This window comes from Qipengyuania oceanensis, assembly GCF_009827535.1.
In the GTDB taxonomy this organism is placed as follows: domain Bacteria; phylum Pseudomonadota; class Alphaproteobacteria; order Sphingomonadales; family Sphingomonadaceae; genus Qipengyuania_C; species Qipengyuania_C oceanensis.
Window position 1 is genome coordinate 1,975,876 of sequence record NZ_WTYN01000001.1, and the last position, 19,874, is coordinate 1,995,749.

Below are 19,874 nucleotides of genomic sequence, written 5' to 3' on the forward strand. Positions count from 1 at the left end.
AAATGTCGCAATTTGTCGCGCAGGAGCAAGTGGGTTCACCGGGGCGCAAGGCGCGCCACGGTCAGTCGGTGCGGGGGCGGTTCTTGGTGCCTTCGCCGGCGGTGATGAACACGCAGGTCGCCGAAGTCCCGACATCGGCGGTATGCCAGGTGCCCGCCGGATTGACGGCATATTCGCCCGCGTCGAGCGGCACGGAGCGGCGCGAGCCGTCCTCGTTTTCCTGGATCAGCACGATGTGACCTGCCGTGCACAGGACCATCTCTTCGCCGACCGGGTGCATCTCCCAGCTGTCCCAGTCTTCATCGAAAACATACATCGACACCAGTCGGCCCTCGGCCCCGTCGGCGCCGTGACGCGCGCCATAGTCCTCGTACCAGCTCATCCCGTCGAACGGCGGCTGCACGACGACGCGCGCGCCCAGAGCGAGGTGGACGAATTGTTCATCCAGCCGGCGCGGTTGCGTATCGCTCACCGGAGTCAGTCCGCCTGTGCCATCAGGAAGGCATTGAGCTTGTTGCCGTCGCGGTCGCGGAAATAGGCGGCGTAGAACACCTGCCCGTTCTCATCCGGCTCGCCGCGCGGGCCAGGAGCACCCTCGTCGGTGCCGCCATTGGCGAGCGCGATCTCGTGGAGCTTGTGAACCTGCTCCTTCGAAGAGCATTCCAGCGCCACCATCGTGCCGTTGCCGACAGTAGCCTCGCCGCCGTCGAACGGCTTGGTCAGGGCAACGCCGGCGGGACCATCCAGCTTGCCCCAGGCGATGAAGCTATCGAACTCCATCATCCGTCCGACGCCCATTTCGGCAGCGATCGCGTCGTAGAACGGTGCGCCGGCTTGGAGGTCGTTGGTACCGAGCGTGACATATCCGATCATGCGAAAACTCCCCGAGTCGTTTTGCGGCCCGTGTGGAACATTACAGGAACACGCTTGGCCCTGCAAGCCGGGTCACAGCGGGGCGCAATTGGCCTCCAGCCACGCGAGATCCTCGCCGCCAAGCTGGGGGGCGAGCAGGTCGCGGGTGCGGGCGTGATAGGCATCGACCCAGGCGATCTCGGCAGGTGTCAGCAGGTCCTTGTCGATCAGCTTGCGGTCGAGCGGCACGAAGGTCAGCGTTTCGAACGCGAGGTAGTCGCCCTCGCTCTCGATCTTAGCCGGCACCACCAGCACCAGGTTCTCGATCCGGATGCCGTAGTGGCCCTGCTTGTAGTAGCCGGGCTCGTTCGAAAGGATCATCCCGGCGCGCAGCGGCGTCTCGGTCCCGGCGAAAGCGCCGCCCGGCTTGCTGATCCGCTGCGGTCCTTCATGGACCGACAGGAAGGCGCCGACACCGTGGCCGGTGCCATGGCCGTAATCGACGCCGCCCTGCCACAGGTGCATGCGCGCCAGCGCGTCGAGCGCACCGCCGCTGGTCTTGTCGGGGAAACGCTGCATGGCGAGCTGGATGTGGCCCTTGAGGACGCGGGTATTGCGCTCGCGCATCTCGGCAGAGGGTTCGCCGGGCCCGATCCACACCGTGCGGGTGATGTCGGTGGTCCCGTCGCGATACTGGCCGCCCGAATCGACGAGGTAGATGCTCGACGGCGGGATCGCGATGTTGCTGTCTTCATCGACCTTGTAATGCGGCAGCGCGGCATGCGGGCCGGCGGCGCTGATGGTGTCGAACGACAGGTCCTGCAGCACGCCGGTTTCCTCGCGGAAGGCCTGCAGCTTGGCCGCGGCCGACAGCTCGTCGACGTCGCCGGACGGACCCTCGACCTCGAGCCAGCGGAGGAACCGCGATACCGCAGCACCGTCGCGCGCCTGCGCGTCGCGGTGGCCCTGCTGCTCTGCCGGGTTCTTGATCGCCTTGGGCAGGATCGTCGGGTCGGGAGCGGCAACGGCCGTGGCCCCGCCATCCTCGAGCAGCTGGAAGATCGCCGCCACCGCATTGCCCGGATCGGCCGCCACGCGCTTGCCGGAAAACTCGCCGAGCGCGGCTTCGAAACCGTCGCGCGGGCGGATGCGGACGGCATTGCCGAGGTGGCGTTCAAGGTCCGGCGTGACCTTGTCGGGGGCGATGAACAGGTCCGCCGTGCCGTCGGCATGCGCGATCACGTAGGACAGCGCGACCGGCGTGTGGTCGACGTCCTTGCCCCGGATGTTGAGCAGCCAGGCGACCGAATCGAGCGCGGAGATCACCGCGGCATCGTAGCCTTCGCGCTTGAGCCAGTCGGCGACCTCGGCGCGCTTGTCCGCGCTCGATCGGCCAGCGGCGGAATCGTCCTGCGCGAAGGCAGGTGCGGGCGAGGGTTCTGGCCGGTCGTGCCACACCGCATCGATCGGGTTGCTGTCGACCGGAACGAGTTCTCCGGCGATCTTCCCGAGCGCCGCGGCAAGGTCGCTGGCCCAGCCGCGCGAGTGCAGCCAGGCATCGTAGCCGATGCGCGCACCCTTGCGGGCGTGCTCGACCAGCCACCCGGCATGGCTTTCGTCGGGGACCGAGCGGTATTCGAACAGCTTGCCGTCGACCTGGTCGCGCACCTGGACGGTATAGCGCCCGTCGACGAACATGGCCGCGCCGAGACCTTCGTATTCGCCCGCGAGCACGATCGCGCTGCCCGCGCTGCCGCCGAAGCCGGTCAGCCAGGCGAGCCGCTGGGCGTAGCTGCCGACGTATTCGCTCATGTGCTCGTCGGAAATCGGGACTACGAAACCGTCGAGGCCCCGCTTTTCCAGTTCCTGCCGCAGGGCTGCAAGTCGCGCTTCGTGGGTCTGTCTCAGCATATCGTCGATCCTGTCGTTGCGTGTCGGCGGCTCGACTTCTAACGGGAGAAGGAGCCGCGCGGGTCAAATCGTCGCTCCAACATAAGGAGCCGGTCGCCCGCTGGCCACCCGCTTATCCAGATCCCGTTCCTCAGGTGTCGCCGCTATGAAACCCGCACACGCCTTTGCCGCCCTGCTGGCCGGCTTTTCGACCATCCTCGCCTCGGGCCCCGCGCTGGCCGACGCAGCACCAAGCAAGAAGGATTCCGCCCAAGTGAAGCAGTCCGCGAGCGTCGCGCCCCCTATCGCCGAGAAGCGCGACTACGAATATACCTATCACGGGATCACGATCGCCGATCCCTATCACTGGCTTCGCGACAGCAGCTATCCGGTGATCGACGACAAGGACATTCTCGATCACCTCAAGGCCGAGAACGCCTATTTCGAAGCCCAGATGGCACCGCACGAGGGGCTGGTCGAAACGATCTTCCAGGAGATCAAGGGCCGGGTGAAGGAAGACGACAGCTCGGTCCCGCAGAAGGACGGCGACTGGGTCTACTGGGAGGAAACCGAGGAAGGCGCGCAATATTCCAAGCACTATCGTCGCCCGGTGGCCGGCGGCGAAGCCCAATTGCTTCTCGACGAGAACCAGCTGGCGGAAGGTCACGAGTATTTCCGCCTCGGTGCCTTTTCCATCAGCAAGGACGGGCGCTACCTCGCCTATTCGACCGATACCGACGGGTCGGAGCGCTACACCGGTGTCGTCAAGGACCTGGGGAGCGGCGAACTGCTGCCCGACCGGATCGAGGGTATCAACGGCGGGCTGACCTGGCTCGCGAACGACACCATGCTCGCCTACGGCCGCGCCAACGAGCAATGGCGGGTCGAGCACGTCCGGCTGCACAGGCTGGGCACCGATAACGAGGCCGACCTGGAGATCTTCACCGAGCCCGGGCGACCTGGCTTCACCGTGTCGAAGTGGCTGTCGGCGCAGGAAGACTGGCTGATCATCTCGACCGGCAACCACGACACCAACGAGATCCGCATCGTGCGCGCCGACGATCCGACCGGCGAGCAAATCCTGGTCCGCGCGAGCCAGCCGAAGATCGAATATACGCTCGACGTGCGCGGCGACACGCTGTTCATCCGCGCCAACGACACCCACGACAATTTCCGGCTGGCGACCGCGAAGCTTTCCGAGCCGGGCAAGTGGTCGACGCTGATCGAGGGTTCGGACGAATTCTACCTGACCGATTTCGACCTGTTCAAGGATTTCTACGTCACCGAAGGGCGGATCGACGGCCTCGACCAGGTGCAGGTCCGCAGCTATGCGGACCCGGCCGATTTCAAGGCGATCAGCTTCCCCGAAGCGAGCTATTCGACCGGGCTGTCAGACAATCCCGAATACAACGTCGACAAGCTGCGCCTGTCGTATGATTCGATGGTCACGCCGAGCTCGGTCTATGACTACCACGTCGCAGACGGACGGCTCGAACTGCTCAAGCAGCGCGAAATTCCCTCGGGCTACGACCAGTCGCAATACGTGACCGAGCGGCTGTTGATCCCGGCGCGCGACGGCACGATGGTCCCGGCGACTCTGATGATGCGCAAGGATCGCGATGCCATCAACGGCGGGCCGGGCGGGCCGCTGCATGTCGAGGCCTACGGCTCCTACGGCAATGCCTTCCCGCCCTATTTCAGCGGGGCGCGCCTCAGTCTCGTCGATCGCGGCGTGGCCTATGTCATTGCGCATGTTCGCGGCGGCGACGACCTCGGCAAGCGCTGGCACGACCAAGGCAAGCTCAACGCGCGGACCAACACGTTCAACGACGTCATCGACGTTGCCGAGGGGCTGGCCGAGCGCGGCTATACCAGGGCCGGACGGATCAGCGCCTCGGGCGGCTCGGCGGGTGGCACGCTGATGGGCGTGATTGCCAACCAGCGACCCGACCTGTTCCGCGCCATCGTCGCCGACGTGCCTTTCGTCGACGTGCTCAATACGATGCTCGACGATACGCTGCCGCTGACCCCGGGCGAGTTCCCCGAATGGGGCAATCCGATCGCCAGCAAGCAGGCCTTTGCCTATATCCTCAGCTACAGCCCGTACGACCAGGTGATCGCGCAGGACTATCCCGCGATGCTGGTCACGGCCGGGCTCAACGATCCGCGGGTGACCTACTGGGAGCCGGCCAAATGGGTCGGCAAGCTGCGCGAACTCAAGACCGACGACAACACGCTGCTGTTCAAGATCAACATGGGCGCGGGGCACGGCGGCAAGTCGGGACGCTACGAGGCATGGCGCGAGACCGGCCAGCAGTACGCTTTCCTCCTGTGGCAGCACGGCCTGGCCAAGTGAGCGCGATTCGCAACATCGTCTTCGACATCGGCAATGTTTTCGTGCGGTGGGACCCGCTCGCCATAGTCGAGGCGGCGTTCGGTATCTCCGGGGATGACGCGCTGGCACGGCGCCAGGCGATCTTTGCGGACAACGACATCTGGCGTGCGCTAAACCGGGGCGAGTACACGCAGGACGGCGCGCGCGACGCCTATGTCGAAGCGGGCCTGTTCACGCAGGACGAGGCCCACGGCTTCTTCGCGGCGGTCTACGACAGCTTCCACCTTCTGGAGGACACACCTCCGCTCCTGGAGCGCTTGGTCGCCGCCGACTATCGCACCTTCGCGCTGACCGACAACGTGATCGAGGTGGTCGCGCACCTGTCGCAAACGCATGACTGGTGGGCGCATTTCGAAGGGGTGACCAATTCGGCCGAGGTGGGCGTGCTCAAGCCCGACCCGGCCATGTACGCGCACGTGCTCGAAACCAACGGCCTCGCGCCGCACGAGACGGTCTTCTTCGACGACATGCCGCGCAATGTCGACGGCGCGAAAGCGGCCGGCATGCATGCCTTCCTGTTTACCGACGCAGCGCAGGCGGAGCGCGACCTGGCAACACTGGGAGTGCAGGTTTGACGGCCCGCTTCAGGCAGGAATTCGTCGCCGAGCCGCAGCACATCGACGAGCTCGGCCACGTCAACAACACAGTCTGGGTCGGCTGGGTGCAGGACATGGCGACCGCGCACTGGCAGGCCGCCGCAGATGCAGAACATCGCGAGCGCTTCTTCTGGGTCGTGATCCGCCACGAGATCGATTATCGCGGCAATATCGGGCCCGGCGAAACGGTGACCGGTGAAACCTGGATCGAAGGCGGGCCGAAAGGCGCCAAGTCGCTGCGGCGGGTCGATTTTCGCGATTCCGAAGGCCGCCTGATCGTCTCTGCCGCTACCACCTGGGCGATGCTCGAGCGCGAGAGCCAGCGCCTCGCGCGGGTGCGCCCGGAAATTCTCGCCCCTTTCCAATAGCCTCGCCGCGACCTCGGCGCGATGTCGCGTTGTGGACATCTTTTGTGATGGTTTGTCACATATCCGTCATGCACGGCGCATAGAGGCGACCCCGAAACGTCACAAATGACATCAGGCGGGGTACCGACACATGAAATTCCCGATTACGAGCGCGGTGGTGGCCGTTGCGGTTGCAAGTGGCTGGGCGCTTCCCGCCCAGGCGCAGGACGCCGACAGCGCGGCCGTGCAGCAGGAACTTGCCGAGATGCGCGCGATGATGGCCCGCATGGCCGCCCGCATCGATACGCTGGAAGGCGAATTGGCGCAGGCCGAGGCGAAGGCCGACGCGGCGCAGACCAGCGCCGGCGAAGCAGTCGCAAGCGCGGCCGCAGCACAGGAAACCGCGTCCAAGGCTCCGTCGATTGCATGGAAGGGCGCCCCGCTGATCGAGGGCGAGGGTGGCTGGAGCTTCAAGCCGCGCGGGCGCCTGATGTACGACGTCGGCTTCAGCAGCGCGCCGTCTTCGACCGGGCGTGCCGACGGTTTCGGCAACGAGGCGCGCCGCGCCCGTCTGGGCGTCGAGGGCGATATCCCCGGCGGCTTCGGCTACAAGTTCGAGCTCGATTTCGCCGGCGGCGAGGTCGATGCGACCGACGCGTACCTCTCCTACGGCGATGGCCCGATCGAGGTGATCGTCGGCCAGCACAACAACTTCCAGTCGCTCGACGAGCTGACCAGCAGCCTGCATTCGAGCTTCATCGAGCGGGCCGCCTTCACCGACGCCTTCGGCTTCGAGCGCCGGGTCGGCGCTTCGGTGACATACAAGCAGGGCATCGTCCTCGCGCAGGCGGGCCTCTTCACCGACAACATCAACGACACGTCGAGCAAGAACCGCGGCGCGGATGCCCGGCTGGTGCTGATGCCCAAGATGGGCGACGCGCAGCTCCACCTCGGTGGCTCGGTCCATTACAACGACCTCGACGATCCGGCGGCGAGCGTGCGCTACCGCCAGCGACCTTTCGTCCACTTCACCTCGGAGCGCTTCGTCAACACCGGCAATCTCGCCGCTGCGAGCGAGACCGGCTACGGCCTCGAGGGCGCCGTCATCGCCGGGCCGTTCCACGCCGCGGCGGAAGGGTTCTGGCAACAGGTCTCGCGCCCCGGCGCGCTGTCCGATCCGACCTTCTTCGGCGGCTATGCGGAAGTCGGCTACTTCCTGACTTCGGGCGACAGCCGCGGCTACAAGAGCGGCAAGTTCGACCGCGTGAAGCCCGCCAACCCGGTCGGCAAGGGCGGCTTCGGTTCGGTCCAGGTCAACCTGCGCTACGACTATCTCGATCTCAACGATGCCGGCATTACCGGCGGCATCCAGAACGCCTACCAAGCCTCGCTGATCTGGAAGCCGACCGACTACGTCCTGTTCAGCCTCAACTACGGCAAGCAGGCCTACGACGACGCGGTCTATGCCGCGGCCGGCGGCGACACCTCCTACAGTGTCGATGCCTTCGGTGCGCGCGCCCAGGTCGACTTCTGATCGCCTGTCACGTTTGTGTCATGAACCGCGCCTAATCGCGCATGCATCCATCCAACGGGGAATACGAAAAATGAAACTCTTCAAATCCGCCTGCTTCGCTGCCGTCGCCACCCTGGCGCTTGCCGGTTGCGGCGAGAATTCGGCTGGCGGCGGCGCGCGCGATTCGATCCGTGCGGTCGGCTCGTCGACGGTCTATCCCTTTGCCAAGAACGTCGCCGAAAGCTTCGTGCGCTCGCACCCCGACTACAAGTCGCCGATCATCGAATCGATCGGTTCGGGCGCAGGCATCGCCGAATTCTGCAAGGGCGTCGGTGCCAACACCGCCGACATCGCCAATGCCTCGCGCCGGATGAAGGCGAGCGAGTTCGCCGACTGCCAGGCCAATGGCGTCAATGAAATCGTCGAAATCCAGGTCGGCCTCGACGGTATCGCGCTCGCTTCGGCCAAGGGCGGGATCGACATGGCTCTCACTCCCGAGCTCGTCTACAAGGCGCTGGCCGCCCGTCCGTTCGGCAAGGAACAGATCGCCAAGACCTGGAAGGACGTCGATCCCTCGTTCCCGGCCACCCCGATCCTCGTCTACGGCCCGCCGTCGACCTCCGGCACGCGCGACGCGCTCAAGGAGCTGATCCTCGAGGCAGGCTGCAAGACCGATCCGGCCACCGCGGCGCTCAAGGACAGCAACGAGGACGAGTTCAAGAAGGTCTGCACCGAAGTGCGTTCGGACGGCGCCTACGTCGACCAGGGCGAGCAGGACAACCTCATCGTCCAGAAGATCGAAGGCAATCCGAACGCCGTTGGCATCTTCGGCTACAGCTATCTCGAAGAGAACGCCGACAAGGTCCACGGCCTGACGATGAACGGGGTCGAGCCGACCTACGAGAACATCGCCAGCTTTGAATATCCGGGTGCGCGCCCGCTGTTCATGTACGTCAAGAAGGCGCATCTCGACGCCATTCCGGGCCTCAAGGAGTTCCTCGCAGAGTGGACGACGATGTGGTCGAAGGACGGCCCGCTCGCCAAGATCGGCCTGGTCGCTTCGCCCGATGACGTGATGGCCAAGAACCAGGCTGCCGCGACGCAGTTCACCACGCTCGATGGCAGCGAACTGAAGTAAGCCTGCGATCCGCCCCGGCGGAATGCAGCATCAAGAAAAAGGGCCGCTCCGTCAGTGCGACGGGGCGGCCCTTCTCGTTTGGGCAGGTGAGCCGGGTCAGAAGGTGACCGTGCCCCGGACGTAAAGGAAGCGGCCGCTGAACCCGAACGGCGAGAGCGAGGAATAGGGCAGGAAGCTGTTGTTCGTGCCGAAGTTCACCCCGTCGACCACGCCGACCGGCAGGCGGTCCGGATATTCGTCGAGCAGGTTGTTCGCGCCAACCGCCAGCTCGAAGAAGTCGGTCGGCTTCACCCGTGCCTCGAGGTCGACGACCCATTTCGGGCTCAGTTCGATGTCACCCGGCGCCTCGCCCGCAGGCACGCTGATGTCGTTGCGGATCTGCGGATTGGCGTCGGACGAAGCCAGGCCGTTCAGCGTCGCGGTGGTGACGCCATCGGCCAGCAGGATCTTGCCGTAGCGGTTCGCATTGACCGTGAGGCCGAACGGCCCGTTGTCGAGCGAGGCCCCCAGGTTCAGCTTGTTGCTCGGCTGACCGTCGGTCAGGCGCAAGCTTTCCTGCCGGGCGAACAGGCGGTTGGCGGTAAAGCCGCTGAAATCGCGCCGGTCGGTGATCTTGGTGTCGTTGATGTTAAAACCGACGTTGAGGCGCAGCGTGCCGATCCCGAATTCGGGGACACGGTAGCTGCCGACGATGTCGAGGCCCTGTGTCCGCGTGTCGATCCCGTTGATGAAGAACCGACCCGAAGTGCCGACCACGCCGGCGTTCTGCAGGATCTGCTCCACGTCGGCACCCTGCAGGTTCTCCGTCAGGACGATGCGGTCGTTGATCTCGATATTGTAGTAGTCGGCGGTGATGCTCAGCCCCGGGACCATGGTGAAGACCACGCCGGCGCTGAGGTTGAGCGATTCCTCGGGCTCGAGCGGCTGCGAACCGAGCGCGATCGCGATCGGCGAACCGACCGGGAAGGTCCCGACTTCGATCAGCTGACCGCCGACGTTGTTGGTCGAAGTGGTCGAGAAATACTGCTGGGCCATGCCGGGTGCACGGAAACCGGTCGATGCCGAGCCGCGGATGCCCAGCCCGTCGATCGGCTCGAAGCGCGCGGCCACCTTGCCGTTGATCGTGCTGCCGAAGTCCGAGAAGTGCTCGTAACGGCCCGCGACCTGGATGTTGAACATGTCCGACAGGTCGGTGTCGAGCTCGGCGTAGACCGCGTAACTGTCACGCGATTCGTCGATCGCCGTGCTCGGCGAGAAGCCCGGGAAGACCTGTGCGCCGGGGGCCGAGGCAGGTGTCGTGAAGGCGAACGGCCCGGCGACGTAGCTCTGCAGTTCGCCCGCAACGATCTTGTAGTTCTCGTTGCGCCATTCGGCACCGAGCGCGAGCGAGGAATCGCCGATGCCCAGGTTGATGTCGCGCTGCGCGTCGAAATTGACCGCCGTCTGGCCCGCACGCAGGCCGCCGGCGTTGAAATTGCGCTTGCTGACATCGCCGCCGAGCGAGGCGTTCCAGCTGTTCGACACGCCGTAATCCAGACGGTTCGAACCGTAGCCGATCGAGAGGTCGAGGTTCCATCCTGCGGCATCGCCGCGGACGCCAAAAGTGCCCGCGACATCCTCGATCGTGCTGTCGATCTGCGGCAGGAAGCCGTCGGGGTAGTAGGGCACCCCGCCGTTGGCGAGGTCGCGGTTACGGGTATCGAGCGATCGGCGGTAGAAGCCGGTGCCGTTGCCGTCGCGGATGCCGTAGCTGCCGAAGCTGTAGAGCTCCCAGTCGGCGCCGAGGTCCATCCCGGCGTTGACGAAGAAGTTGAACGCTTGCGATTCGCCGTCGCCATAACGGTGGCTGAAACGGTCGAAACTGGTTTCGCGCGGGTCGCCCGTGCCCGAATACTGGCGACGCAGGTCGGGGCCGGACCGGTTGGTCGGCGAACGGTCGACATATTCGGCGGTGAAATTGAGATAGCCGCCGACGCCGACCGGCAGACCGATGTTGGTGCCGATCGTCCAGGTTTCGCCGTCGCGGCGCTTGCGCTCCTCGTCGCTGAAGACGATGTTCGGATTGTCGCTCGCGCCGGTTGTCGGAGAGACGCTGGCGATCTCGAACACGTCTTCCATCGTGGTGCGGTACTTGCCGTAGGACGCGCGGGCGATCCCGCCTTCGCTCTTCTTGAGCTGGATGTTGATCACCCCGGCAATCGCGTCGGATCCGTAAAGCGACGAGGCGCCGTCGCGCAGCACTTCGATGCGGCCGATCGCCAGCGGCGGGATGGCATTCATGTCGACGCCCGCCGAACCGCGACCGATCGAGCCGTTGAGGTTGAGCAGCGAGGAGATGTGGCGGCGCTTGCCGTTGACCAGCACGAGCACCTGGTCGGGCGCGAGGCCACGCAGGGTCGCCGGACGCAGCGAGTCCGTACCGTCGGTCAGCGAGGGCTGGGGGAAGTTGAACGAGGGAACGAGATTGTTGAGCAACCTGTTCGTTTCGGTGGTTCCTTGCTGGAGCAGGGCATCGGATGAGATGACGTCGATCGGGACCGAGCTTTCGGCCACGGTGCGATCGGTCCGGCGGGTACCGGTGACGATGATCTGCTGTTCGGGCACGGCTTCGCCGGCTTCGCTGGCGCCGTCGATTTCCTGCGCCAGCGCGGGCTGGGCGAATGATGCCAGGCCGACGCCGCTGGCGGCCGCGAGCAGATAAGTCTTGAAACGCATAACCATTTCCTCCGCATGGTATGAACCGCGCGAGGATGGCCACTTGCGTCTCAAAAGATAAGCGTCACCGCCACTTGAACAGCATTATTTCACCGACTGTAACTTCTCCGTCACAATGCTGCGCGGATCACTTTGCGGCAGCTTCCGCCAGTCCCCGCGTGATCTGGTCGCCGACTGCTTCCCGCAGCGCCGCGCATTCCCGCACGACTGCCAGCGAACGATCGAGATCGAGCTGGCCGCTGCCCTGGCTGGCGATGAAGGGTGTCAGCGCGGCCTGGACCGCTTCCGCTTCGCTGGCGCTGCAGAACCCGCCGCCCAGCCCGAACATCTGGTTGCCGAAGCCGGAGAACCAGTCGGCCACGGTGTCGAAGTTCGCCACCGCGTAGTCGAAGGTCGCCTGCCGCGTGGCGGGTGAGCCGAGGAGCGGGAACAGCGTGTAGATCTTCTCGAGGCTGTTGAGCTTGGGATTGTCGGTCAGGCCGAAGACGTAGGGCGCGAGGTCCGGGCGATCGATGCCGCCCAGTGCCTGCACCCCCGCCTGCCGGAAGCGCGAGTCCGTGCTGGCGAGAACCGCTTCGAACAGGCGCTGCGAAGCCGGCTGGCCGCCTTGCTGTACGTAAGCCGAGAAAGCCTGCGCCTGGTATGCCGGGTCGAGCGCATCGGCGTCTCCGGCGAGCGACGCTGCAGCTGCCGCGGCGAGCTTGTCGCGCAGAGCCTCATCCTCGCCGGAGCCGAAAAGGAAAGCGACCAGGCGCTGGCGGAGCGAGGACACTTCGGGATCTTCGCTCGCGTAGGCACCGCGCGAGAAATCGGTGCCGAGGCTCGCCAGCCGCTCGGAGTAGAGCGAGCGGATGAAGGCGGCGTAGTTCTTGCGATCCTGTGCCGTCATCAGCCGGTTCTTGAGGCTCGACAGCTTGCCGGGGATGAAGGCGGCGACATCTGCTTCCGGGTGGGCTGCAAGGACTCTCGCCGTAGCGAGAACCTGGCTGAAATCGGTCGCGCCGGCCATGAAGCCGGCATAGGCGCTGTCGGCAACCGCCAGTGCTTCGCGCGCGGGCAGGCCGGGGGCAGCCGCGATCAGCCGGCTCCAGTCCTGTTCGGGCAGCGCGAAACGGTAATAGCCGTTGCCTCCGGCGTTGGGCATCAGATACGCGCCCTTGCCCACGTCGAAGCCGGGCAGATCCCCGCTCTTGCCGTCGAGCAAGGTGCATTCCTGCTTGATCCCGTTGCTCGCGCAGACCGGGATGATCCACTGCGACATGCTTTCGCGCTCGACCCCGATCGGCGTGAAGTGCGATTGGGCGATTGCATATCCGTCGCCCTTGCGGGTCACGGTAACCAGGGGCACGCCGCGCTGGCTGGTGAAGCTCTGGAACGCGGGAACGATGCGCGGGTCGTCCGACACGCTGCCGATCGAGTCGTAGAATTCCTCGGCCGTGGCATTGCCCCAGGCGAACCGCTGCAAGTGTCGGCGGACGCCCGCTTGGAAGGCCTGTTCGCCGAGGTAGCTTTCGAACATGCCGAGGACGTGGCCGCCCTTCTGGTAGGTGATTCCGTCGAAAGTCGCCTTGATGTCCTCGTTGCGCAGGACTTCCTGGTGGATCGGACGCCCGATGGTGCGCGAATCGTCGTCCATCGTGGCGAGCGCACCGGAAATCTGCGCGACCCCGATCCCGAGGCTCGGATCCCAGGCTTCGCCGATCTTGTCGCCCATCCAGCTGGCGAAGGCCTCGTTCAGCCAGATGTCGTCCCACCAGCGCGGGGTGACCAGATTGCCGAACCACTGGTGCGCCAGCTCGTGCGCGACGACGTTGCCGAAACTCGCCTTCTGCGAATTGGGCGCATCCTCGCCCATCAGCAGCAACGGGTCCATGTAGGTGATGAGCCCGGCGTTCTCCATCGCGCCGCCCATGATCGGCGAGGCGATCTGGTCGAGCTTTTCGTAAGGATATTCGATGCCGAAATAGTTCTCGAGCAGCCCGAGGATCTCGGGCGTTTCCGACAGGCCGTAAGCGAGCTTGTCTTCCTGCCCCGCGGTCGCGATGTGCCGCAGTTCGAGAGGCCTTTTCCTGACTTCGTTGGCCGGGACGGTCAGGCCCTTCTCGGTGAAATCACCGACCGCGAGCGCCACCAGATAGCTCGGCAGCGGCTTGGTCGGGGCGAAATCGTAGCGCACCCGGTCGCCTGCCAGCGGACGCTCGCGCACCAGCGGCGTATTGGCATAGGCCCACTGGTCCTTCGGCACGGTGATGGAGATCTGGTAGGGCGTCTTGTGGCGGGGTTCGTCGAAGCCAGGGAACATCCGCCGCGCATCGAACGGCTCCATCTGCGTCCACGCGTACCACTTGTCGCCGACCTGGACACGGTAGAGCCCCTCCGCGCCGACCCTGAACTGCGAGCTGTAGTCGAACACGAGCCGGTAGTCCCCGGCGGGCAGTTCGCGTGCGAAATCGAGCGCGGCGACGCCGGTGGTCAGGACCTGTTCGTAGGTCGCGCCGATCACGCTGCCATCGGACGCGACGGCGCTGACCGAGTGCATGTCGAGCCCCATCCCGTGCAGGTAGAGGCGGCTGGTCGCCTCGTTCAGCGTCATGTCGATTTCGGTGTGCCCGCTGAAGGTTTCCTTCGCCGGGTCGACGGCCATGTCGATGCGATAGGATCTGGGCGCGGCGCGATCGCTCAATTCGCCGACGGGCGGCTCTTCTGCGGCAATGGCTGCGGTGGTGGCGAAGAGCGAAGCGGACAGTGCGAGCACTGCGGAAAAGCGACGGCGCATACATTCTCCCGGAAAAGGAAAGGGCAAGCCGTCAGTCCCTCCGGCCCGCCCCGTCCGATAGCGCAACTGCTAACAGTTGAAACCGGTTTTGCAAGCGCCGACTGCGCCGCCTATTCCGCCACGGTCCAGCTGGTGACGATGCGGTTGGAAGGGCCGTCGGGCTCGATCACCACGATCGATCCGCGCGAGCGCAACCGCTCCGCCAGCGCTGCCACCGGCGCCTCCGGCCCCGCGAGCGAAACCGGGGTTCCGGTGCGCCGCGCCGCCCATTCGAGCAGGTGCAGTTGGTCGGTCGCGCTGTCGGGCACCTTGCCGTCTTCCACGGGGATGTCGGGCAGCGCGACCAGCGGCGGGCGCAGTTGCACGCTCCAGCCGGCCACGCTGGCGGAGATCCGCTGTTCGAGCGCGCGGTATCCGGACAATGTCAGCCCGTCGAGCGGCCTTGCCGTGACCATCGCGCGCCGGTTGCTCCGGTCGATCGTGACGTCTTCCTTGCCGACCCCGGCGACGAGCGCGAGCTCGCTGGTCATGGTCGCGATCTGGCGTTCGGTCGCGGCTTCCTGCTCGGCAGCGCGAGCCCGGGCAAGCTCGGCCTGCTCGGCAGCGCCCGGATTTGCGCCGACCCGGAACTGGTCGATCGACACGTTGGCATTTTCGCCGAGCTGGCGCTCGACTTCGGCAGTGACACTGGCATTGGCGCCCGACCGGAATTCCGGCGTCAGGACCGTCGCGGTGATGCCCACCGGACTGCTGTCCCAGTCGATCTCCAACGAGCTGATCCGTGCCTTGGGCGGAAAGGCAGCGGTGATCGCCGTGCGCGCGATGCGCGTCCCGTTCGTCTCGGTGACGATCTGTCGCAGCGACAGGAAAAGCGGAATGGCGAGCGCCACGAACACGACGAAGATCCCGATGCTCTGAAACCAGCCCTGCCGGCTCGAAAGCGTGGTCCTGAAGCCGTAAAGCCGCGCCATGACGGTTGCCGTCAATGCAATGGTCAGGAAGTTGGTCACGTAGAGCGCCAGTGCGCCGCCGAACACGGTCCAGTTGAGCGTCGCCAGGCCGAAACCGACGACCGCGAGCGGCGGCATGAGGGCGGTCGCGATGGCGACGCCGACGATTGTCCCCTCGCGCCCGCGGATCATCGCATAACTGCCGGCGAGCGAGGAAAACAGCGCCACCATCAGGTCGAAGATATTGGGCCGGGTGCGCGAGGCGATCTCCTCGGTGACCGTCTGTAGCGGCGAGACCAGCACGATAAGCGCGCTGAACCCGACCGCCACGATCGAACCGATGGCCAGCGACTTGGCGCTGATCCGCAGCCACTTCTGCTTGCCCGACGCCAGCGCGAATCCGACGCCGAGGATCGGGTTCATCAACGGCGAGAGCAGCATGGCCCCGATGACGACCGCGGGGGAACTGAGCAGCAGGCCCAGGATCGCGATGCCCGCCGACATCGTCGTCATGAAGATATAACGCGGCGTCGCCGGGCTTTCGGAAGCGATCTTGGCGATCACCGCCTGCTGGTCGATGCTGTCGCGCACGTCGCGCTGCCACCAGCCGCGGATCGGCGCGATGGCGCGGCCGATCGGACTGTAGACCCAGCTGGCGACCCGTTCCGCCTGTTCCATGGCGGTGGGATCGGGCCGACCGAGCGCTTCTTCTGCGGGCTCGCTATCGGCGCGTTGTTTGCCGGAGGTGGTCGTGGGGCTGTCCATGCGGCGGCGCGACTACAGCGGGTTGCCGTCCTGGTCGCGGAAAATCTCGCGCCGGCCGACGTGGTTGGCAGGGCCGACGAGGCCTTCGGACTCCATCCGCTCGATCCACTTGGCCGCCGTGTTGTAACCGACACCCATCTGCCGCTGGAGCCACGAACCCGATGCCTTCTGGTTCTCGATCACGATCTGGCAGGCCTGGCGATACTTGCGCTCGTCGGGATTGTCCGAGGCGGTGAACTCGTCCTCGAAGTTGAAGCCACCGCCATCTTCGGGCTCTTCGGTGACCGCATCGATGTAGTCCGGGCTGCCCTGGCCGCGCCAGTGGCTCGCCACTTCCTCGACTTCCTCGTCTGAGACGAACGGCCCGTGGACGCGCACCAGCGCCCCGGTCGACGGCTTGTAGAGCATGTCGCCGCGCCCGAGCAGCTGTTCCGCGCCCTGTTCGCCCAGGATGGTCCGGCTGTCGATCCGGCTGGTGACGTTGAAGCTGATGCGGGTCGGCAGGTTGGCCTTGATGACGCCGGTGATGACGTCGACCGAGGGGCGCTGCGTCGCCATGATCAGGTGGATGCCAGCCGCGCGCGACTTCTGGCTTAGGCGCTGGATCAGCACTTCGATTTCCTTGCCGACGGTGACCATCAGGTCGGCGAGCTCGTCGACGATCAGCACGATCTGCGGCAGCACCTCGTAATCGAGCTGTTCTTCCTCGAACAGTTCCTCGCCGGTGTCCGGGTCGAAGCCGGTCTGCACCCGGCGGCCCAGCGGCTTGCCCTTGGCGATCGCGGTCTTCACCCGGTCGTTGAAGCCGCCGATGTTGCGGGCGCCGATGCTCGACATCATGCGATAGCGGCGCTCCATTTCCTCGACCGCCCATTTCAGTGCGCGAACCGACTTGTGCGGCTCGGTCACGACCGGCGAGAGCAAGTGCGGGATATCGTCGTAGCTCTTGAGTTCGAGCACCTTGGGATCGATCAGGATCAAGCGGCATTCAGCCGGCGTGAACCGGTAGAGCAGGCTCATCAGGATGCAGTTCAGACCGACCGACTTGCCCGAACCGGTGGTCCCCGCGACCAGCAGGTGCGGCATGGCGGCAAGGTCGGCCACGATCGGCTCGCCCGCAATGTCCTTGCCCAGGATGATCGGCAGATTGCCCTTGTTGTCGGCGAAAGCCTCGCTCGCCATCAGCTCTTTCAGAGCGACCATCTGGCGATCGGCATTGGGCAGTTCGATGCCGAGCACGGTCTTGCCGGGAATCGACGAAACGCGCGCCGAGATCGCGCTCATGTTGCGGGCGATGTCCTCGGCGAGGCCGACCACGCGGCTCGCCTTGATCCCGGGTGCAGGCTCCAGCTCGTACATGGTCACGACCGGGCCGGTGCGGACAGCGGTGATCTCGCCCTTGACGTTGAAATCGTCGAGCACGTTCTCGAGCAGGCGCGCGTTGCGCTCCAGCGCCATCTTGTCGAGCTTGGGCGCATTGTTCGCCGGCGGATCGGTAAGCAGTTCCAGGCTCGGCAGCTCGTAATTGGCGAACAGGTCCTTCTGCTGCGCCTTGGGCTTGGCTTTCGCGGGCCGGGGCGGGGCACTCGGATCGGTGATTTCGGGTGCCCGGCGCGGCGCGATGGCGGTGGCTGCCTCGTCGTCCTCCTCCGCCGTCTCGCTCTTGCGCACGCGCCTGGTCTTGACCGGCTTGTAGGCAGCGTCGGCCTCGATCACGCGGCTCGAACGGTGGAACAGATTGCCCAGGAAATTGGGCAGGGTGAACAGGCGGCCCCAGTCGATCGCGAAAACGCGGGTCGCCAGCGCGATCCCCGCGGCCAGCCATGCGGTTGCAAGGCCCAGGACGACCCAGCCCTCGATCTCGGGGCCGAAACGCGCACCGATTGCTTCTGTCACGCGCGCACCCAGCAGTCCTGCGGTGCCGCCGAGGCTCGCCGGAAGCGAGCCGCCGACCCCCGGGATCGCCAGCGCAAGCACGGTCCCGACCAGCACGATCGCCAGCATCAGCATGCCGAGCGGCAGCCACCAGCGATAGTCGGTCTCGTCCTCTTCGTCCTCGACTCCGCGGATGAGGTTGCGGGCGGCGACATAGAGGAACGGCAGCAGCAGCAGGCCGGGCAGGCCGAACAGATAGAGCAGCTTGTCCGAGGCCCAGGCACCCGGCGCGCCCATCCAGTTACGGATGTCGTTGCCAGATGCCGCGGTCGATGCGCTCGGATCGGTCTGGGTATAGCTCGCCACCGCCAGGCCGATGAACACCATCAGCGCGAACAGCAGGCCGGCACCCGTTATCTGGCCCGCACGGCGCAGCGAACGACGGAAGGCGGCCCGCCAGTCGACGTTGCTCCGGCTCATCGCGCGGCTTGCCATGTGTGCTTCCCCTATCCGTAATCGCGGGAGAGATTCGCAGAGCGGGGACTCGCCGTCAAGAAAGCCCGTCGATAGCGGCCCAGCGTGGCCAATCGAGCACACGTGCCTTGGCGGACGTCATTCCGCCGAGCGCGATGACCGGAAGTCGCGCGTGCCGGGCAAGCAGGCGAAAGAGCGCCGGCCCGAGCGTGGCCGCGCCTTCGTGCGAGCGCGTCCCGAAGACCGGCGAGAGGAGCACCGCGTCCGCGCCGAGCCTGTTTGCAAGGCCGATCTCTGCCAGGTCGTGGGCAGTCGCGAGGTGCAGCAGTTCGCGCCGGCGCGGAACGAGGCTGCGCGGCGCGCCATAGATCCCGTCGGCTCCCCATTCGCGCGCCGTCAGCGCGCTGTCGGCGAGGACCACTACATGGCCGCGCGCCTTCGCCAGGTGACGCAGCTTGCGGAATCGCTGCCAGCGTTCGCGGTCGGGAAGGTGATAGTGCCGGTAGATGAAGCCGCTGCCGCGCGGCATCCGGACCAGCGCCTGTTCCAGCACGCTGTCGTTGCGCTCGTCGGAGATCAGCCAGAGGTGGGGGAGGGCCTTCCTATCCGTCACCGCCTCGCTATAGCGGCGCGCGATGGAAGCACCAGCCACAGCACTCGAAGAAGTCGAAGCGAACATAGCGCTCGCCTGCAAGCGCGCGCGTCGCGAAACCGGCGAAGTCACGCTGATCGCAGTCAGCAAGACGCATCCGCCAGAGGCCATCGAGCCGTTGCTGCAGGCCGGTCATCGCGTATTCGGCGAGAACCGCGTTCAGGAAGCGCAGGGCAAGTGGCCTGCGCTGCGCCAGCGCTATCCCGACGTCGAGCTGCACCTGATCGGGCAGCTGCAAAGCAACAAGGCAGACGATGCGGTGGCGCTGTTCGACTGCATCCATTCGGTCGACCGGTCGAGCCTGGTCAAGGCGCTCGGCAAGGCAATGGACAAGGCAGGCAGGCGCGTCCCGTGCTTCGTGCAGGTCGATGTCGGAGAGGAAGAACAGAAGGGTGGCTGCGCGATCGCCGAACTGCCCGACCTGCTGGCACAGGCGCGCGAGGCGGGCATTCCGGTCGCCGGCCTCATGTGCATTCCGCCCTTCGATATCGAACCCGCTCCATTCTTCGCGCTGCTCGACAGGCTGGCGGCGGACAACGGGCTTACCGGGCGGAGCATGGGCATGAGCGGCGATTACGAGACCGCCATCATGCTCGGGGCAACGCATGTCAGGGTTGGAACGGCGCTGTTCGGGCAGCGGGGGTGACGCGAGCGCGCAGATAGACCCCTGGTTCGCGGAAGCGATTCAGGGCCGCTCGTGGGGCTTGGTTGCGTCGGTCACGTTTTCGTCGTGGCCACTCTTGTCGCTGAAGAAGGCCAGCGCGAAAAGGCCGGTACCCAGAAGAACGGACACGAACACACCCAGTATCGTCGCTACGACCATGTGGATCGAAACCGGCCCCTGGCTACTGAGGAAGAACAGGGCGCCGACGACCATGAGAACGCCGGCGCCGAGGACTATCAGCAGCATTTGCTTAAGCTCGCGTTTTGCTTTCT

General features: G+C 65.7%; 15 protein-coding genes. 6 read left to right on the forward strand and 9 right to left on the reverse strand.

Annotated elements, in window-relative coordinates; genetic code table 11:
* Nucleotides 1-61: 61 nt before the first annotated feature.
* The 3 genes from GRI48_RS09600 to GRI48_RS09610 all read right to left on the reverse strand — a co-directional run bounded on the left by GRI48_RS09600 (nt 62) and on the right by GRI48_RS09610 (nt 2,763).
* Nucleotides 62-472: a cupin domain-containing protein gene (locus tag GRI48_RS09600; RefSeq protein WP_337190799.1), complete on the reverse strand. Its 411-nt coding sequence runs from the start codon at nt 470-472 to the stop codon at nt 62-64.
* A gap of 5 nt (nt 473-477) precedes the next feature.
* Nucleotides 478-873: a VOC family protein gene (locus GRI48_RS09605; RefSeq protein WP_160674622.1), complete on the reverse strand. Its 396-nt coding sequence runs from the start codon at nt 871-873 to the stop codon at nt 478-480.
* A gap of 72 nt (nt 874-945) precedes the next feature.
* Nucleotides 946-2,763: an aminopeptidase P family protein gene (locus GRI48_RS09610; protein WP_160674625.1), complete on the reverse strand. Its 1,818-nt coding sequence runs from the start codon at nt 2,761-2,763 to the stop codon at nt 946-948.
* Nucleotides 2,764-2,908: 145 nt separating this feature from the next.
* Between GRI48_RS09610 and GRI48_RS09615 the strand changes: the two genes are divergently transcribed.
* The 5 genes from GRI48_RS09615 to GRI48_RS09635 all read left to right on the forward strand — a co-directional run bounded on the left by GRI48_RS09615 (nt 2,909) and on the right by GRI48_RS09635 (nt 8,731).
* Nucleotides 2,909-5,098, forward strand: coding sequence for a S9 family peptidase (locus tag GRI48_RS09615; protein WP_160674628.1), 2,190 nt, complete (start codon nt 2,909-2,911; stop codon nt 5,096-5,098).
* Entirely contained in the window at nt 5,095-5,712 is a 618-nt protein-coding gene (locus GRI48_RS09620) for an HAD-IA family hydrolase (protein ID WP_160674631.1), read from the forward strand. Before GRI48_RS09615 ends, GRI48_RS09620 begins: the two co-directional genes overlap by 4 nt.
* Nucleotides 5,709-6,101: an acyl-CoA thioesterase gene (locus GRI48_RS09625; protein WP_160674634.1), complete on the forward strand. Its 393-nt coding sequence runs from the start codon at nt 5,709-5,711 to the stop codon at nt 6,099-6,101. Before GRI48_RS09620 ends, GRI48_RS09625 begins: the two co-directional genes overlap by 4 nt.
* A gap of 130 nt (nt 6,102-6,231) precedes the next feature.
* A complete protein-coding gene (locus GRI48_RS09630; protein ID WP_160674637.1) occupies nt 6,232-7,614 on the forward strand; it encodes an OprO/OprP family phosphate-selective porin in 1,383 nt (460 codons plus the stop codon).
* A gap of 70 nt (nt 7,615-7,684) precedes the next feature.
* Nucleotides 7,685-8,731 carry a substrate-binding domain-containing protein gene (locus GRI48_RS09635; RefSeq protein WP_160674640.1) on the forward strand — a complete coding sequence of 349 codons (1,047 nt, stop codon included), beginning with the start codon at nt 7,685-7,687 and terminating at the stop codon, nt 8,729-8,731.
* Nucleotides 8,732-8,827: 96 nt separating this feature from the next.
* On the opposite strand, the gene GRI48_RS09640 is transcribed toward GRI48_RS09635, so the two are convergent.
* From GRI48_RS09640 to GRI48_RS09660, 5 genes are all read right to left on the reverse strand, one after another.
* Complete coding sequence (locus tag GRI48_RS09640; RefSeq protein WP_160674643.1) at nt 8,828-11,446, reverse strand: TonB-dependent receptor plug domain-containing protein; 2,619 nt, start codon at nt 11,444-11,446, stop codon at nt 8,828-8,830.
* A gap of 127 nt (nt 11,447-11,573) precedes the next feature.
* A complete protein-coding gene (locus GRI48_RS09645; protein ID WP_160674646.1) occupies nt 11,574-14,222 on the reverse strand; it encodes a M1 family metallopeptidase in 2,649 nt (882 codons plus the stop codon).
* Between the two features lie 110 nt (nt 14,223-14,332).
* Nucleotides 14,333-15,937: a DUF389 domain-containing protein gene (locus GRI48_RS09650; protein WP_237451800.1), complete on the reverse strand. Its 1,605-nt coding sequence runs from the start codon at nt 15,935-15,937 to the stop codon at nt 14,333-14,335.
* Nucleotides 15,938-15,949: 12 nt separating this feature from the next.
* Nucleotides 15,950-18,307 (reverse strand): FtsK/SpoIIIE family DNA translocase, encoded by a 2,358-nt coding sequence (locus GRI48_RS09655; RefSeq protein WP_160674649.1) that lies wholly within the window; start codon nt 18,305-18,307, stop codon nt 15,950-15,952.
* Nucleotides 18,308-18,362: 55 nt separating this feature from the next.
* The gene (locus GRI48_RS09660) at nt 18,363-18,899 is read right to left on the reverse strand and encodes a thiamine phosphate synthase (protein WP_337190800.1); all 537 of its coding nucleotides are present in this window, start codon (nt 18,897-18,899) and stop codon (nt 18,363-18,365) included.
* Nucleotides 18,900-18,921: 22 nt separating this feature from the next.
* Here GRI48_RS09660 and GRI48_RS09665 point away from each other — a divergent pair, with 22 nt between their 5' ends.
* Complete coding sequence (locus GRI48_RS09665; RefSeq protein WP_160674655.1) at nt 18,922-19,584, forward strand: YggS family pyridoxal phosphate-dependent enzyme; 663 nt, start codon at nt 18,922-18,924, stop codon at nt 19,582-19,584.
* Between the two features lie 39 nt (nt 19,585-19,623).
* Here GRI48_RS09665 and GRI48_RS09670 read toward each other — a convergent pair whose 3' ends face one another.
* The gene (locus GRI48_RS09670) at nt 19,624-19,848 is read right to left on the reverse strand and encodes a hypothetical protein (protein WP_160674658.1); all 225 of its coding nucleotides are present in this window, start codon (nt 19,846-19,848) and stop codon (nt 19,624-19,626) included.
* Nucleotides 19,849-19,874 lie beyond the last annotated feature (26 nt).